At 59.4% G+C, this 16,030-nt stretch carries 14 protein-coding genes; 2 read left to right on the forward strand and 12 right to left on the reverse strand.

The window, feature by feature from the left end:
- Positions 1–102: 102 nt before the first annotated feature.
- From pgi to dksA, 11 genes are all read right to left on the reverse strand, one after another.
- Positions 103–1,767, reverse strand: a complete 1,665-nt coding sequence (gene pgi / locus AC07VR_RS12115; protein WP_494995666.1) for a glucose-6-phosphate isomerase — start codon at positions 1,765–1,767, stop codon at positions 103–105.
- Positions 1,768–2,012: 245 nt separating this feature from the next.
- Positions 2,013–2,393, reverse strand: coding sequence for an aspartate 1-decarboxylase (panD, locus tag AC07VR_RS12120; RefSeq protein WP_003228271.1), 381 nt, complete (start codon positions 2,391–2,393; stop codon positions 2,013–2,015).
- Positions 2,394–2,598: 205 nt separating this feature from the next.
- Positions 2,599–3,453, reverse strand: coding sequence for a pantoate--beta-alanine ligase (gene panC, locus AC07VR_RS12125; RefSeq protein ID WP_495011331.1), 855 nt, complete (start codon positions 3,451–3,453; stop codon positions 2,599–2,601).
- Complete coding sequence (gene panB, locus AC07VR_RS12130; RefSeq protein WP_494995668.1) at positions 3,450–4,250, reverse strand: 3-methyl-2-oxobutanoate hydroxymethyltransferase; 801 nt, start codon at positions 4,248–4,250, stop codon at positions 3,450–3,452. Before panB ends, panC begins: the two co-directional genes overlap by 4 nt.
- Positions 4,251–4,503: 253 nt before the next feature.
- Positions 4,504–4,989 carry a 2-amino-4-hydroxy-6-hydroxymethyldihydropteridine diphosphokinase gene (gene folK, locus AC07VR_RS12135; RefSeq protein WP_495011332.1) on the reverse strand — a complete coding sequence of 162 codons (486 nt, stop codon included), beginning with the start codon at positions 4,987–4,989 and terminating at the stop codon, positions 4,504–4,506.
- Between the two features lie 4 nt (positions 4,990–4,993).
- The gene (locus tag AC07VR_RS12140) at positions 4,994–6,403 is read right to left on the reverse strand and encodes a polynucleotide adenylyltransferase PcnB (protein ID WP_494995670.1); all 1,410 of its coding nucleotides are present in this window, start codon (positions 6,401–6,403) and stop codon (positions 4,994–4,996) included.
- A gap of 730 nt (positions 6,404–7,133) precedes the next feature.
- Entirely contained in the window at positions 7,134–8,570 is a 1,437-nt protein-coding gene (locus AC07VR_RS12145) for a sigma-54-dependent transcriptional regulator (RefSeq protein ID WP_494995672.1), read from the reverse strand.
- 22 nt (positions 8,571–8,592) lie between these two features.
- Entirely contained in the window at positions 8,593–11,547 is a 2,955-nt protein-coding gene (locus AC07VR_RS12150) for a sensor histidine kinase (protein ID WP_494995673.1), read from the reverse strand.
- Positions 11,531–11,707, reverse strand: coding sequence for a hypothetical protein (locus AC07VR_RS12155; RefSeq protein WP_003176118.1), 177 nt, complete (start codon positions 11,705–11,707; stop codon positions 11,531–11,533). Before AC07VR_RS12155 ends, AC07VR_RS12150 begins: the two co-directional genes overlap by 17 nt.
- A gap of 77 nt (positions 11,708–11,784) precedes the next feature.
- The gene (gluQRS, locus tag AC07VR_RS12160; protein WP_494995674.1) at positions 11,785–12,681 is read right to left on the reverse strand and encodes a tRNA glutamyl-Q(34) synthetase GluQRS; all 897 of its coding nucleotides are present in this window, start codon (positions 12,679–12,681) and stop codon (positions 11,785–11,787) included.
- 185 nt (positions 12,682–12,866) lie between these two features.
- Entirely contained in the window at positions 12,867–13,310 is a 444-nt protein-coding gene (gene dksA / locus AC07VR_RS12165) for an RNA polymerase-binding protein DksA (RefSeq protein WP_494995675.1), read from the reverse strand.
- A gap of 332 nt (positions 13,311–13,642) precedes the next feature.
- Between dksA and AC07VR_RS12170 the strand changes: the two genes are divergently transcribed.
- Both AC07VR_RS12170 and sfsA read left to right on the forward strand, forming a co-directional pair.
- On the forward strand, positions 13,643–14,815 hold the full coding sequence (locus AC07VR_RS12170; RefSeq protein ID WP_494995676.1) for a pyridoxal phosphate-dependent aminotransferase: 1,173 nt from the start codon (positions 13,643–13,645) through the stop codon (positions 14,813–14,815).
- Positions 14,815–15,528: a DNA/RNA nuclease SfsA gene (sfsA, locus tag AC07VR_RS12175; protein WP_495011333.1), complete on the forward strand. Its 714-nt coding sequence runs from the start codon at positions 14,815–14,817 to the stop codon at positions 15,526–15,528. Before AC07VR_RS12170 ends, sfsA begins: the two co-directional genes overlap by 1 nt.
- On the opposite strand, the gene AC07VR_RS12180 is transcribed toward sfsA, so the two are convergent.
- A complete protein-coding gene (locus AC07VR_RS12180) occupies positions 15,525–15,842 on the reverse strand; it encodes a Rieske (2Fe-2S) protein (RefSeq protein ID WP_494995678.1) in 318 nt (105 codons plus the stop codon). The two genes, sfsA and AC07VR_RS12180, sit on opposite strands and share 4 nt — an antisense overlap.
- Positions 15,843–16,030 lie beyond the last annotated feature (188 nt).

Consider the following 16,030-nt stretch of genomic DNA (forward strand, 5'->3'; position numbering starts at 1 on the left):
AGGAGCCGAGCTTGCTCGCGATGAACGATAACGCGGTGTACCTGATACACCGCGGCGTCTGCATCGCGAGCAAGCTCGGCTCCTACGGGAGCAAGTTTCAGATTACCCGCGGTGACGACCGCGGAAGTAGTTGATCAGGCCCTGGGTGGATGCGTCTTCGGCCAGGGTTTCTTCGCTGCCGACCAGACGGTTGTAGACGCCTTTGCCCAGCTCTTTACCCAGCTCCACACCCCATTGGTCGAAGGCGTTGATGCCCCAGATCACGCTTTGCACGAAGACTTTGTGTTCGTACATTGCCACCAGTGCGCCGAGGCGACGCGGGCTGATGCGTTCGACGACCAGCGTGTTGCTTGGACGGTTGCCCGGGATCACCTTGTGCGGCGCAAGCTTCTGCACCTCGTCCTCGCTCATGCCCTTGTCACGCAGTTCGGCTTCGGCCTCGGCGCGAGTCTTGCCGAGCATCAGCGCCTGGCTTTGCGACAGGCAGTTGGCGTACAGCCATTGGTGATGGTCGGCCACCGGGTTGAAGCTGACGATCGGCACGATGAAGTCGGCCGGAATCAACTGGGTGCCCTGGTGCAGCAACTGATGGTATGCATGCTGACCGTTGCAACCTACGCCACCCCAGATGACCGGGCCGGTGTCGGTGGACACCGGTGTTCCGTCCTGGCGCACGCTCTTGCCGTTGGATTCCATGTCCAGTTGCTGCAAGTGCTTGGTGATGTTGCGCAGGTAGTGGTCGTACGGCAGGATCGCGTGGCTTTGCGCGCCCCAGAAATTGCCGTACCAGACGCCGAGCAACGCCAGCAGCACCGGCATGTTCTTTTCGAATGGCGCGCTCTGGAAGTGCTGGTCCATGGTGTAGGCGCCGGACAGCAACTCCTTGAAGTTGGACATGCCGATGGCCAGGGCGATCGGCAAGCCGATGGCCGACCACAGCGAGTAACGCCCGCCAACCCAGTCCCACATCGGGAAGATGTTCTCTTCGCGAATACCGAACGCCACGGCGGCGGCATTGTTGCTGGAGACTGCGATGAAGTGACGATACAGTTCGGCTTCAGAGCCACCCTGGGCCAGATACCAGGCACGAGCGGCCTGAGCGTTTTTCAGGGTTTCCAGGGTGTTGAAGGATTTCGAGGAAACGATGAACAGCGTGGTCTCTGCACGAATCTTCGCCGACAGCTCGTGGAACTCGCTGCCGTCGATGTTCGCCAGGTAATGGCAGCGCACGCCTTTCTGGGCGTAGGACAGTAGCGCTTCGGAGACCAGCTCCGGACCGAGGAACGAGCCACCGATACCAATGTTCACCACGTCGGTGATCGGCTTCTCGGTGTAACCGCGCCACAGACCGTCGTGGATCCGGCCGACCAACTCAGTGATCTGGTTCAGAACCTTGTGCACTTCCGGCATCACGTTGACGCCGTTCACCGACAGCTTGTCGCCTACCGGGCGGCGCAGTGCGGTGTGCAGGGCAGGGCGGCCTTCAGAAGAGTTGACCAGCTCGCCAGCGAACAGCGCCTTGATCGCGTCCTGCAGACCGGCTTCGTTACCCAGGCCCACCAGCAGGTCGCGGGTTTCTTTGTTGATCAGGTTTTTCGAGTAATCGAGAAAAAGCCCACAGCCGCTCAAGGTGAATTCATTGAAGCGCTGGGGGTCGGCATTGAACGCTTCGCGCATGCTGAAATCCTGCATGGCTTCGCGGTGTTGATTCAACGCTTGCCAGGCGGGCAGAGCGGTAACGTCGTGAGGAGTGCGGTAGTACGCCATCGCAGCGGGTTTCCTTTTACTTGAACTGCCTTTTGGACACTAAAAAGCCCGGAATGTCCTGCTCAGTCACAAGACAATGTCCAGTCAACCTGCGTTAACACGATTGAAAAGCGCAGGGCGAATACAGTAAACCTCGCGTCTTGATCTGTCTTGGCTTTGTCTGACCGGTGAACGGTACTTTTTTATAACATCGCGACCGGCGGACATGACCGCCAGGCTTTCAGTGTGGAGAAATGCGCGGTTGGTCAGGCGACCTGAACCGGGATGGCATTGCTGGTGTGGCTCAGTTCATTGCCCGGCGCCATGTAGAGCATGCGCGGCTTGAAGTTGAGCAGTTCAGCTTCGCTGTAGTGGGCATAGGCGCAGATGATTACCCGATCACCGACCTTGGCTTTGTGTGCTGCGGCGCCGTTGACCGAAATCATGCGTGAGCCTTCTTCGCCACGGATCGCATAAGTGGTGAAGCGCTCGCCGTTGTCGACGTTGTAGATCTGGATCTGTTCGTACTCGCGGATTCCGGACAAGTCCAGCCATTCGCCATCGATGGCGCAAGAGCCTTCGTAGTCGAGCACAGCATGGGTGACTTCGGCGCGATGCAACTTGGCTTTGAGCATGATGGCGTGCATGAATGTTTCCTTGGTCAGATCCGAACGGCGGGGAGTTTGCCCGAAGCCTTTGAGGCGGGCAATATGTGGGAAGGGCCGGGCGACGTTCGCTTGCTCGCGATAGCGGTCTGGCAGTCAACATCTTTGTTGAATGTTAAGCCGTCATCGCGAGCAAGCGAACGTCGCCCGGCCCGCTCCCACAAGTATGTGGCGGAGCCGCTTTCTTTTACGCGTCGAGGTTCAAATGCAGGTTGTCGATCAGCCGGGTGGCGCCCAGATAGGCTGCGGCGAGGATCACCAGGTCGCGGTCATCCGCGGTGGCCGGACGCAGGCTCAGTGCCTGGCGGATTTCCAGGTAGTCGGGGCGAAAGCCGGCCGCTTCGAGCTTTTGGTTATGCATTGACAGGAGCTTGGGGTAATTGCGCTCGCCTTGTTCGATGGCTTCGGCAATCTGGCTCAGGCTGCGGTACAAGGCCGGTGCGATGGCGCGTTGTTCCTCAGTGAGGTAGCCGTTGCGCGAGGATAGCGCCAGACCATCAGCGGCGCGGACAGTCGGCTCGCCAATAATCTGGATCGGCAGGTTCAGGTCGTGGACCAGGGCGCGAATGACCGCCAGTTGCTGGAAGTCTTTCTGGCCGAAGATCGCCAGATCTGGCTGGACCATATTGAACAACTTGCAGACCACCGTCGCCACACCCTCGAAATGACCGGGACGGCTGGCGCCGCACAGACCTTCGGACAGTTGCGGGACGCTGACCCGAGTCTGGCCGGCCATGCCGTCCGGGTACATTTCTTCAACGCCTGGGGCAAATAGCAGATGGCAGCCGGCCTGGAGCAGTTTCTCCTGATCGGCGGCCAGGGTCCGCGGGTACTTGTCGAGGTCTTCACCCGCGCCGAATTGCAGCGGGTTGACGAAAATGCTCGCCACCACGAAATCCACTCGCTGGGCCGCCTTGGTCACCAGCGCCACATGGCCGCTGTGCAGGTTGCCCATGGTCGGCACGAAGCCGATACGCTTGCCTTCGCTGCGGGCGCGGGCTACAGCGGCGCGCAACTCGCGCACGGTCTTGACAGTGTTCATGCAGAGAATCCGTGTTCAGCGCCAGGGAAAGTTACGGCTTTGACTTCAGTGACGTATGCGTTCAAGGCCGCCTGAATGTTATCTTGACCCGCCATGAAGTTCTTCACGAACTTCGGTGCACGGCCAGTGAGGGACAGGCCGAGCATGTCGTGCAGAACCAGCACCTGGCCGTCGGTGGCGCTACCGGCGCCGATCCCGATTACCGGAATCCTCACTGCCTGGGTGATCTCTTGTGCCAGTTCGCTCGGTACACACTCAAGCAGCAACATGGCGGCACCCGCCTGCTCCAGGGCAATGGCGTCGGCGCGCATCTGCCGGGCCTGGTTCTCATTGCGGCCCTGGACTTTATAGCCACCGAGGATGTTCACCGACTGCGGCGTCAACCCCATGTGTGCACATACCGGTACGCCGCGCTCAGCCAGCAGGCGGATCGACTCCGCCAGCCAGACTGCACCTTCGACCTTGACCATATGGGCCCCGGCCTGCATCAGCTGTGCGCTGTTGGTCAGGGCCTGTTCGGTGGTCGCGTAGGCCATGAACGGCAGGTCCGCGAGGATCAGTGCTCCGGTGTTACCGCGTTTGACGGCTGCAACGTGGTATGCCATCTCAGCGGTGGTCACTGGCAGTGTGCTGTCATGCCCTTGCAACACCATGCCGAGGGAATCGCCCACCAGCAGCACTTCGACGCCAGCCTGGCAGCAGGCGTGGGCGAAGGTTGCGTCATAGCAAGTCAGCATGGTGATTTTTTCACCTTTTTGCTTGAGGCTTTGCAGGGTGGTCAGGGTGATGTCTGGCATGAAAAAAGTCCTCATTCAGGCGCTGTGGAAACTACTGCGAGTAACGCGCGTGATTCATCATTTATACAGGCGCACCCTCTTTCGTGGTGCTTATATGGCCTGGATTGCGCCCTTTAGCGCCGGGTTGGCGGCAGCGGGACGCCTATAGTCGTGAGGAGAACTCTGGAAGTCAATTGTGTGTGTTACCGCATTGTTACGGCGATGGTGTTACCGACGTTACTGATGCGATTCAGCACCTCGCGCCTGCAAAAAATCAAACCTGCGCCAGACGTTCGAGTCCGATAAATGGACAGTTGGCGAGCAATTCGCTGAGAAGTCGGCCATCAGCCAGTTGCAGGCCTGAGGGGGCCAGTTCGGCCAAGGGGTAGAGCACGAAGGCTCGGGCCTGCATGTGGTAGTGGGGGACTTTAAGGCGCGGTTCGTCGATCAGTCGGTTACCGAACAGCAGGATGTCCAGGTCCAGCGTGCGTGGTCCCCAGCGTTCATTGCGCTCGCGGCCCTGATCGTTTTCGATGGCTTGCAGCGCATCGAGCAGCTCCAGTGGCGCGAGTCTGCAGTCCAGCGCGGCCACGGCGTTGGTGTAACGCGGTTGACCGGGGAGCAGAGAGTCGCTCTGGAAGAAGGCTGACACGCCGACCAGTTCGGACTGCGGCAACTGCGCCAACGCATCGACGGCGTTACGCAATTGCTCCACCGGGGCTGCCAGGTTGCTGCCCATACCTATGTAGATGCGTTCCATGAACTTACTCGCCCGACGCGCTCGGTGTACCGGCAGTGGCACTGCGCTTGCGCTTGCTGGCACCGCTGCGGCGCCGTTTGCGCGGGGCACCGCTGGCGCTATCGTCCTTGCTGCTGAGGTCGCGGATCATGTCGCGGCGCTCGCTGTCGTTGCCGTCCTGATAATCGGTCCACCAATCGCCCAGGCCATGGGTCTGTTCGCCGGCACTTTCGCGCAGCAGCAAGAAGTCGTAACCGGCACGGAAGCGCGGGTTGTCCAGCAGTAGATCGGCCCGTTTGCCGCTGCGCCGAGGCAGGCGTTCCTGCATGTCCCAGATCTCGCGGATCGGCATGGTGAAGCGTTTCGGAATCGCGATGCGCTGGCACTGCTCGCTGATCAGCTCGTGAGCGGCTTCCTGCATCGCCGGAATCGGCGGCATGCCACGGTCCTGCAGACGCAGCACGCGGGCCGGCAGGGCAGGCCAGAGCAGGGCGGCGAACAGGAACGCTGGGGTGACCGGCTTGTTCTGCTTGATGCGCAGGTCGGTGTTGATCAAGGCTTCGCTGATCAGGGTGTGGGTGTACGTCGGGTTGTGTTCCAGTGCTTCGGCGCTGGCCGGGAACAATGGATCGAACAGCTGAAGGTCCACCAGCATTTCGAAGGTGTCGGCGGCATGCCCGGAGAGGAACAGCTTGAGCACTTCTTCGAACAGTCGGGCCGACGGGATTTCCCGCAGCATCGGCGCGAGCTCACGAATAGGCGCGGCGCTGTGCTTCTCGATGCCAAAGTCCAGTTTTGCGGCGAAACGCACGGCCCGCAGCATCCGTACCGGATCTTCCTGGTAACGTTGTCGTGGATCGCCGATCAGACGGATCAGGTGGTTGCGGATGTCGTGTACGCCGTTGGCGTAGTCGAGAATGCGTTCGCTGACCGGATCGTAATACAGGGCATTGATGGTGAAGTCGCGACGTTGAGCGTCTTCTTCCAGTGTGCCATAGACGTTGTCCCGCAGTATGCGCCCGCTTTCGTTACGAGAGGACTGGTTACTGTCTTCCTCGTCGTCGTTTTGCGGGTGATTGGCGCGGAAGGTCGCGACTTCAATGATTTCGCGGCCAAAGTGGATGTGCACCAGTTTGAAGCGACGGCCGATGATCCGCGCATTACGAAATTCGGCGCGAACCTGTTCCGGTGTGGCGCTGGTGGCAACGTCGAAGTCTTTGGGGGTGATGTTAAGCAACATGTCGCGCACACAGCCGCCGACCAGATAAGCCTGGTAGCCGGCGTTCTGCAGGCGTTCGACGATGTTTACCGCATAACGGCTGAACTGGGCGCGTTGCAGCGAATGCTGGCTGCTGTTGAGCACTTCAGGCGTGCTGCGAATGTGTTGCGTACGACGCAAGGGAGAACGGAATGACTGGAACAACTTCTTCAGCATGGGATGCACTGTTTGAAGGAATGTTCGGCCATAACGAAGAATGACCGCATGATGGGCGGGGATTCTAGCATTTAGTCGGGGGATGGTGTAGGAAGCTGCGCCACGCTGATACGGATAACTCTTAAGAGCTGAGGCGGCGGGTTCTGATCGCGGTGTCAGGAATCGCAGAAACTACAAGGGGAGCCGAAGCTCCCCAAGAAGTAGTTGCATGCTCTATTTTTATTATTGGTGTTGGGCTTTTTGTTTTTGTTGATCGCCCTTGCCACGAGGTTTTGCCTTCGTGACCCTCCCAATCGGGAGCCAAGAGCAAACGGATTGCTTTGGTCGCTGTGTTGCATGATCCAGTGATCCAACCAGTTCAGGCTCTGTCTTAGGACAGTTTTTTGTTGTTCTCGGCCTGGTTGCGGGGCAAGCCCCAAATACAACGCCTCTCCAAAAGAATCAGTTAGCTGCGCCTCCGCCGTGTTGTTTTTATTGTGCGTGAGCCGATTCGTCTTATTTTTATTGTCTTTTACGTTGCTTGTTATTGTTTTTGTACTAAGCATATAGCAGGTGTCGTGCCAACTTTTGAGAGGCTCAGTAAAACAAGGGGTTAGCCGGTAGGTGGAGGTTTTTCAGGGCATAAAAAAGCCGGGGCTTCGTTACCGTAAGCCCCGGCTTTTGTTACGTGAAAAAGCTTAGGTAACAGTTTTTTTACGTATGAGGGTGTTACCCGTGTGGCTGAGCGGACTCAGCTCTCGCTGGCAACCCCGGTCTTGCGCCGTGGAATACCCAGGCGCTGGCGCCGTTCCCACAAGCATTTGCGGCTGACCCCGAGCTTGCGGGCCAGTTCGGTCTCGGTCATGTGATCCTGATGCTCAAGGACGAAATGCTGGAAGTAGTCCTCCAGTGACAAGTCTTCCGTGGGCTCGTGGCTGGTGTTGTTGGCGCTGCCCTGTTGCGGCGCCAAACCGATGAAATCGTCATCTTCCAGGTCGCTAAGCTCGATATCGATTCCCAGTAGCTCGGCGGAAATCTGTGGGCTCTCGCACAGAATCACCGCACGTTCGACCGCATTTTCCAGTTCACGAACGTTACCCGGCCAGGAGTAATGACGAATCGCTTGCTCGGCATCCGGGGCGAACTTCAGGTCAGTGCGGTTGACCCGGGCGCTTTGCCGGGCGAGGAAGGCGTTGGCGATTTCGTTGACGTCGGCTCCACGCTCACGCAGGGCTGGCAACTTCAGGGCAATTACGTGAAGACGGTAATACAAGTCCTCACGGAACTGGCCTATTTTGGCCAGACTCTTGAGATCACGGTGAGTCGCGGCGATCAGGCGTACGTCGACCTTCTGCGATTGCACCGAGCCGACCCGGCGGATTTCGCCTTCCTGCAACACGCGCAGCAAACGAGCCTGAGCTTCCAGCGGCAACTCGCCGATTTCATCGAGGAACAAAGTGCCGCCGTCAGCGGCTTCGACCAAGCCCGCACGGCCAGCGCTGGCGCCAGTAAAGGCGCCTTTCTCGTGGCCGAACAGTTCGGACTCGATCAGGCTTTCCGGAATGGCCGCACAGTTCACCGAAATCATCGGCGCTTTGGCGCGTCTGGACAGGTTGTGCAGGGCACGAGCGACCAGCTCTTTACCTGTACCGGACTCACCCTGGATCAGCACATTGGAATCGGTAGGCGAGACTTTGCGGATCTTGCTGTAAAGATCCTGCATGGGCGGACAGGAACCGATGATGCCGATTTCGCCGTTGCTGTTATCAACACCGGCTTTCTCTGCGCCATTGGCCGCTTTGCCGGCAGGACGTTCACCCGCAGCGCTCTGTGCCGATTGCCGGTCACGCAGAATGCGTGCGACGGCCTGAAGCATTTCGTCGTGATCGAAAGGCTTGGCGATGTAGTCCACCGCGCCCATCTTCATCGAGTCGACTGCCGAGCGCAGGCTGGCGTAGCTGGTCATGATCAGCACTGGAGTGCCCTGGCCGAGCTTGATCAGCTCGGTGCCAGGTGCGCCCGGTAGACGCAGGTCACTGACGATCAGGTCAAACGTGGGAATGCTGAAACGCTCTTGTGCTTCCTGCACGGAACCGGCTTCGCTGACCTGGTACTGGTTACGTTCCAGCAGGCGGCGCAAGGCGGAGCGGATAATTGTTTCGTCTTCGACGATCAAAATGTGCGGCATTGATTCGATTCTCTCGACGGTCTCAGTTCACAGCGGACGTCGCTTCGACATGACGCGGTAAGGTCACCCTGATACGGGTGCCGCGTTGGCTTTCGGAGTCAGCCGGGCTGTCGATGGTGATTTGTCCATAATGCTCTTCAACGATGGAATAGACCAGTGCAAGGCCCAGACCGGTGCCTTCACCAGGATCCTTGGTGGTGAAGAAGGGTTCGAACAATCGGTCCATGATGTTCTTCGGGATACCACTGCCTTCGTCTTCGACGATCAAATCGACCGTGTGTTCGCCGGCTTCGCTTTTGACCCGTACTGCACTGCCGGCCGGTGAGGCGTCGCGGGCATTGGACAGCAGGTTGATCAGTACCTGGGCGAGCCGCTGTGGGTCGCCGTCGACCCAGTGCTCGGGGTCGCACAGGTTGAAAAATTGCACTTCGAAGTTGCGTCGGTTCAGTGCCAGCAAGCCAATGGCGTCCTGCGCCACTTCGGCCAGGCACACGGGCTCGTCGCTGTGCTGATGGCTGCCAGCGTGGGCGAAGCTCATCAGCGACTGGACGATGCGTGAGACGCGCTTGGTCTGTTCAAGGATCTGGCCGCTGATTTCGGTCAGTTCGCTGTCTTCTTCGCGCTCTTCACGCAGGTTTTGCGCCAGGCAGGCGATACCGGTGATCGGGTTGCCGATTTCATGTGCCACGCCGGCAGCCAGTCGGCCGATGCTGGCCAGCCGCTCGGAATGCACCAGTTTGTCCTCAAGCATCTGGGTTTCGGTCAGGTCTTCGACCAGCAGCACCAGGCCGCTGTTGCCGGGCGCCAGCGGCTCGTCGATGGCGGCTTTGTGCAGGTTCAACCAGCGGGTCTGGCCGTCGAGGGCCAGGTGATGCTTGTGCAAATGCTCGTCCGGCAGGTTGATGAAGCCTTGCAGCAATTCTTTCCACGGATCGTTAATAGTGCTCAGACGCGAACCCACCACACGCTGGGCGGCGATGCCGGTCAGCTCTTCCATGGCTTTGTTCCACATGAGGATTTCCTGGTCCTTGGCCAGCGAGCAGACGCCCATCGGCAGTTCCTGCAAGGTTTGTCTGTGATATCGACGCAAGGCGTCGAGCTCGGCCGCCAGGCCGGTCAGGCGCGAGTGGTAGTCCTCGAGGCGGCTTTCGATGAAGTGGATATCTTCAGTGACATAGTTCTCACCGCCGGCCTTGTATGGCAGGAAAGTCTCGACCATATCCTGGGCCACGCTCGGCCCCATCAAGCCGGAGAGGTTGGCCTCGATACGATCGCGCAACCGGCGCAAGGCGTAAGGACGACGCTCATCGAAGGGCAGATAAAGGTCGCGCAACGCCTGTTCGACTTCTTTCTGTGCGGCTTTGGCCCCCAGCGGTTTGGCCAGTTGCGTGGCGAACTCCTGTGGCGAGGCCGCGTGAAGTTCTCGGCGTTGCGGGCGACGGACGTTATCCACTGCACAGGCTTCAGCGGCGCTGGCTTCTTCGGTGCTGGCATTGGTGAACAGCGAGATCAGGGTGAACATCAGCACGTTGGCGGCCAGCGAGGCGATGGCCGCCATGTGCCAACTGGTGTCATCCAGCACGTAGATCATGTTCAGCAGCGGAATATAGAAGCCCTGCAGATTGCCGATCAACGGCAACAGCATCGTCACCAGCCACACCAGCGTCCCCGCCAGCAACCCGGCAATGAAGCCGCGGCGGTTGGCCGTAGGCCAATACAGCACCGACAGCACGCCGGGCAAGAATTGCAACGTCGCGACGAAGGCGACGATGCCGAGGTTGGCCAGATCCTGCTCGGCTCCCAGCAATAGATAGAACGCGTAGCCGGCCATGATGATCGCGACGATCAGCGCCCGGCGGGTCCACTTCAACCAGCGATAGATGTTGCCTTCGGCGGGCGGCTGATAGAGCGGCAGCACCAGGTGGTTCAAGGCCATCCCGGACAGCGCCAGGGTGGTGACGATGATCAGCCCGCTGGCGGCCGACAGCCCGCCGACATAAGCCAATAGCGCCAGTGCCTTGCTGTTGGCGGCAATGCCGACACCCAGGGTGAAGTATTCCGGATGGGTGGTGGCACCCAGTTTCAGGCCGGCCCAGAGAATCAGTGGCACCGCCAGGCTCATCAGCAGCAGGAAAAGCGGTAGGCCCCAGCTTGCGCTCACTAAAGCGCGCGGGTTGAGGTTTTCGGTGAAGGTCATGTGGTACATGTGCGGCATGACGATTGCCGAGGCGAAGAAAACCAGCAACAGCGTGCGCCATGGGCCTTCTTGCAGAGGTGTGTGCAAGGCGGCGAGGGCGGTCTGGTTTTGCAGCAGCCATAGCTCAAGCTGTTGCGGACCGTCGAACACACCGTACAGGGCATACAGACCGACGCCGCCGATGGCGATCAGCTTGATCACCGACTCAAAAGCGATCGCGAACACCAGCCCTTCGTGCTTTTCCCGGGTAGCGATATGCCGGGAGCCGAAGAAGATCGTGAACAGGGTGATCAGCGCACAGAAACTCAGGGCCACGCGATGCTGTACCGGCTCGCGGGTGAGGATGCTGATGGAGTCGGCGACTGCCTGAATCTGCAGCGCCAGCAATGGCAAGACGCCGATCAGCATGAAAATCGTCGTCAACGCGCCGGCCCAGGTGCTGCGGAAACGGAATGCGAACAGGTCGGCCAGCGACGATAGCTGGTAGGTGCGGGTGATTTTCAGAATCGGATACAGCAACACTGGCGCCAGCAGGAAGGCCCCGGAAACTCCGAGGTAACTGGACAAAAAGCCATAGCCGTACTGATAGGCCAGGCCGACCGTGCCGTAAAACGCCCAAGCGCTGGCATACACACCCAGCGACAAGGTGTAGGTCAGTGGGTGGCGAATGATCGAGCGCGGGATCATCCCGCGCTCACTGATCCAGGCCACTGCGAACAGCACCGCCAGGTAGGCGGCGCTGATCAGGATCATCTGGGTCAGGCTAAAGCTCATCGGCATCTTTTTGACTCTGCAGGATGAAGGTCACGACGATCAGAATCAGCCAGAGCAGATAAGGGCGATACCAGGCGCCAGTGGCGTCGATCCACCAATCCATGATGGCCGGGGAGAACAGATAGATCCCGACTACCAGGAGCAGGACCAAACGATAGATGTACATCCTGGCCTCTCTTTATTGTGCGCGTGCCCGAAAACGTGCGGCGATGGTAACGGATGGGCGCCAAGCTGCAAGCGCCGTCAGCGTATTTGCGCTTCGGGCAGGGTCAGTGTGCGCGGGATCTGCAAAGCATCCCAGTGCTTAATGCCCCAGTTCAGCACTTCCCGGGGGCTGGCGTAGTCGAGTTCGCTAGCGGGTTTCTGGCCCAGGGCACGCAGTGCTCGGAGTAACAGTGGCGTGGCTTGATCGTCGGCCAGCGGTGCTGAACGGTAGGATTTTCCCAGCTTGTGGCCGTCCGGTTGTGTTATCAGCGGCACGTGCAGGTAGCGCGGTTGCGGCAGTCCCAGCAATTCTTGCAGGTACAGCTGACGCGGTGTGGAGTCCAGCAGGTCGGCGCCGCGGACAATATCCGTCACACCTTGCCAGGCGTCATCGAGCACTACGGCCAGTTGATAGGCGTAAAGCCCGTCGCGGCGGCGAATGACGAAGTCACCGACGTCGCGCCCCAGATGTTGACGAAACTCTCCCTGCACCCGATCTTCAAAATGGTATTCAAGCTCGGGCACCCGCAAGCGGATTGCGGCGTTGTCACTGGCGTGGCCAGCATTGCGACACAGGCCGGGATAGACGCCGTGATAGGGCTCAAGCTGTTTGCGTGAGCAGGTGCAAGCGTAGGCCAAACCATGGTTGAACAGGCGATTGAGCACTTCGGCGTAAGCGTCGTGACGGTCACTCTGTCGGACCATTTCGCCATCCCATTCGAAGCCGTAGTGCTCCAGAGCAGCAAGGATCGCAACTTGGGCGCCGGGTTCTTCCCGTGGTGGGTCAAGATCCTCCATGCGTACCAACCAGTGTCCGCCTACCGAGCGGGCATCGAGGTACGAGGCCAGGGCAGCGACCAGCGAGCCGAAGTGCAGGTAACCACTGGGAGTGGGGGCGAAGCGCCCGATGTACGCGGGGGATTTAATGGTAGTCATGGGTGCGATGTTACGTTGTCTGTTCCGGTAGGCGCACGGCTTGCCGGCGATGGTGTCCTTGAAATCGACATCGTCGGAACGCCGCCCGGACCAATCGAGCGTCGACCGGCTGCTCCTGCGGGCGCTCAGGCGCCAGAAACAAAAACGGAGCGTTTGCACGCTCCGTTCTTCGTTCAAGTCGACTGTTACTTGCCGACCTGCTTTTCCTTGATTTCCGCCAGCGTTTTGCAATCGACACACATGTCGGCGGTAGGGCGGGCTTCCAGTCGCTTGACGCCGATTTCGACGCCGCAGGACTCGCACCAGCCGTACTCTTCGTCTTCGATCAGCTGCAGGGTCTTGTCGATTTTCTTGATCAACTTGCGCTCGCGATCGCGGGCACGCAGTTCAAGGCTGAATTCTTCTTCCTGACTGGCACGGTCGGCCGGGTCAGGGAAGTTGGCCGCTTCGTCTTTCATGTGATCAACAGTGCGGTCGACTTCCTGCATCAAGTCCTGTTTCCACTTGTTCAGGATCTTGGTGAAGTGCTTGCGCATGGGCTCGCCCATGTACTCCTCACCCTTGGTTTCAACGTAGGGTTCGAAGCCACTGATCGACTGGCTCTGCTTTTGCTTTGCTTGGGTGGGCATGAATGGACCGCCTCTACTCTTGTAATCCATTGCGCAGGAATGTTCCATACCGACACCTGCCGGCCCTGCGGCTGCAAGCGGGCGAACTTACCAGATCAAAACGGGCCGCGCTACTCCCGGTTGTCGAGCCTGCGGTCCGTGATGTTTGCAAAAGGTTGAAAAGTCTGGCCTGGTAGGTCTGGAGCCTGCTCAATTAATGATTTTAGTCAAACTTGAGCCAGACGTTCGAGTTGTTTGATCTTGCGATCTGATGGTTCAAACTGCTTTAAGCTCTCCCTCGATCCAGTCGTTGGGTAGAATCAGTTTTTTGCTCCCCATTGAAGGAATGGCTAATGGCTCAGCCCTACAGTGCGCGCAGCCGCGCTATCGAACCTTTCCACGTCATGGCGTTGCTGGCACGCGCCAATGAGTTGCAGGCGGCCGGCCACGATGTCATTCACCTGGAAATCGGTGAGCCGGACTTCACCACGGCTGAGCCGATTATCAAGGCTGGCCAGGCTGCGCTGACAGCGGGGAAAACCCGTTACACCGCCGCCCGTGGAATCCCGGAGTTGCGAGCCGCCATCTCTGGTTTTTACCGGCAGCGTTACGGCCTGGACATCGATCCCGAGCGTATTCTGATCACCCCCGGTGGCTCGGGTGCGCTGCTGCTGGCCAGCAGTTTACTGGTCGATCCGGGTAAACACTGGCTGCTGGCGGACCCGGGTTACCCGTGCAACCGGCACTTTCTGCGATTGGTGGAAGGTGCAGCGCAGCTGGTGCCGGTGGGTCCGCACACGCGTTATCAACTCACCCCGCAGCTGGTCGAGCATCATTGGGATCAGGATAGCGTCGGTGCGCTGGTGGCTTCACCGGCCAATCCGACCGGGACCATTTTGAGTCGTGACGAATTGGCCGGGTTGTCTGCTGCGATCAAGGCGCGTAACGGTCATCTGGTGGTGGACGAGATCTATCACGGTCTGACCTATGGCACTGACGCGGCCAGCGTGCTGGAAGTCGATGACAGCGCGTTTGTCCTCAATAGTTTCTCGAAATATTTCGGCATGACGGGCTGGCGCCTGGGTTGGTTGGTGGCGCCGCAGGCGGCCATCGGTGAACTGGAAAAACTTGCGCAGAATCTCTATATCAGTGCACCAAGCATGGCCCAGCACGCCGCATTAGCCTGCTTCGAGCCCGACACGCTGAGCATTCTTGAAGAGCGGCGCGCCGAGTTTGGCCGTCGTCGTGACTTCCTGTTGCCAGCCCTGCGGGAGCTGGGGTTCGGTATTGCCGTGGAACCGGAAGGTGCGTTTTACCTATACGCGGATATCAGCGCGTTTGGTGGCGATGCCTTTGCTTTCTGCCGGCATTTCCTTGAAACCGAGCACGTCGCCTTTACGCCGGGGCTGGACTTCGGCCGTCATCAGGCCGGCCATCACGTGCGCTTTGCCTATACCCAGAACCTGGATCGTTTGCAGGAAGCAGTCGAGCGGATTGCTCGCGGTTTGCGGAACTGGCAAGGCTGATGCGCTTTCATCCTCCACTCGAAGAAGGTCGTTTGCTACGTCGCTATAAACGGTTTTTGGCGGATATCGAAACCATTGGCGGCGAGTTGCTGACCATTCACTGCCCCAATACCGGCTCGATGTTGAACTGCATGGTGGAAGGCGGGCAGGTCTGGTTCAGTCGTTCCAATGACCCTAAACGCAAATTGCCCGGTACCTGGGAAATCAGCGAAACCCCACAGGGGCGGCTGGCGTGCGTCAATACGGCACGGGCCAATGGCTTGATCGAGGAGGCTTTGCGCGCCGGTTTGATCGCTGAGCTCAATGGCTTCACCGGGCTGAAGCGCGAAGTGGCTTACGGTCAGGAAAACAGCCGAATCGATTTCCGCCTGGATTACCCAAGTGGCCCGGCGTTTGTCGAGGTCAAAAGTGTCACGCTAGGCTTCAATGGTTCACCGATCGCCGCGTTTCCCGACGCCGTGACCGTACGCGGCGCCAAGCATCTGCGGGAGTTGGCCTGTCTGGCGCGGGACGGTATTCGTGCGGTGCAGTTGTATTGCGTCAACCTGACCGGCATCGAGGCAGTGCGTCCGGCCGAGGAGATCGATCCGGGTTATGCCGCGGCGCTGCGTGAGGCGATTGCGTCCGGGGTCGAGGTGTTGGCTTACGGCGTGCGGCTGAGCGCAGAAGAGGTTTGCATCGACCGGCGTCTGGAGGTCATCCTGAACGGCTAGAGTTGCACCCAGATCCCATGGCTATCTTCCTTGCAGGGGACGGTGGTCAAGGATTGCCCGGCACAAGGGCCAGCGATGCATTCACCGCTTTCAATCAGGAACAGTGCGCCGTGGGTGGCGCACTGGATCAAGCTGGCGCTCTGGTCGAGAAACTGATCGGGCTGCCATTCCAGCGCAACGCCCCGGTGCGGACAGCGGTTTACATAGACGTAGACCTGGCCGTCACGGCGTACGGCGAACAGCTTCTGGCCGTCGATATCAAAACCGCGGCTGCTGGCATCGCCCAGTTCGGCGTGGGTGCAAAGAAACTTCATGTCTATCCTCAAATGCCGAAGGCTCTATGCTCGGGCTGCCATGGTGTGATGTGACGAAACATGTCTGTGCTTGACGCTCAAATGCAAGCAATTATCAAATGCGCGCTTCGCTCGTTGTGCATGCACTCGCTGATTACGATGCCGAGGGTCCTCGGCATGTCACATTGACGCGTAATCCAGTGGGGCAG

It is taken from the genome of Pseudomonas sp. GW821-FHT02H09, from assembly GCF_059421425.1.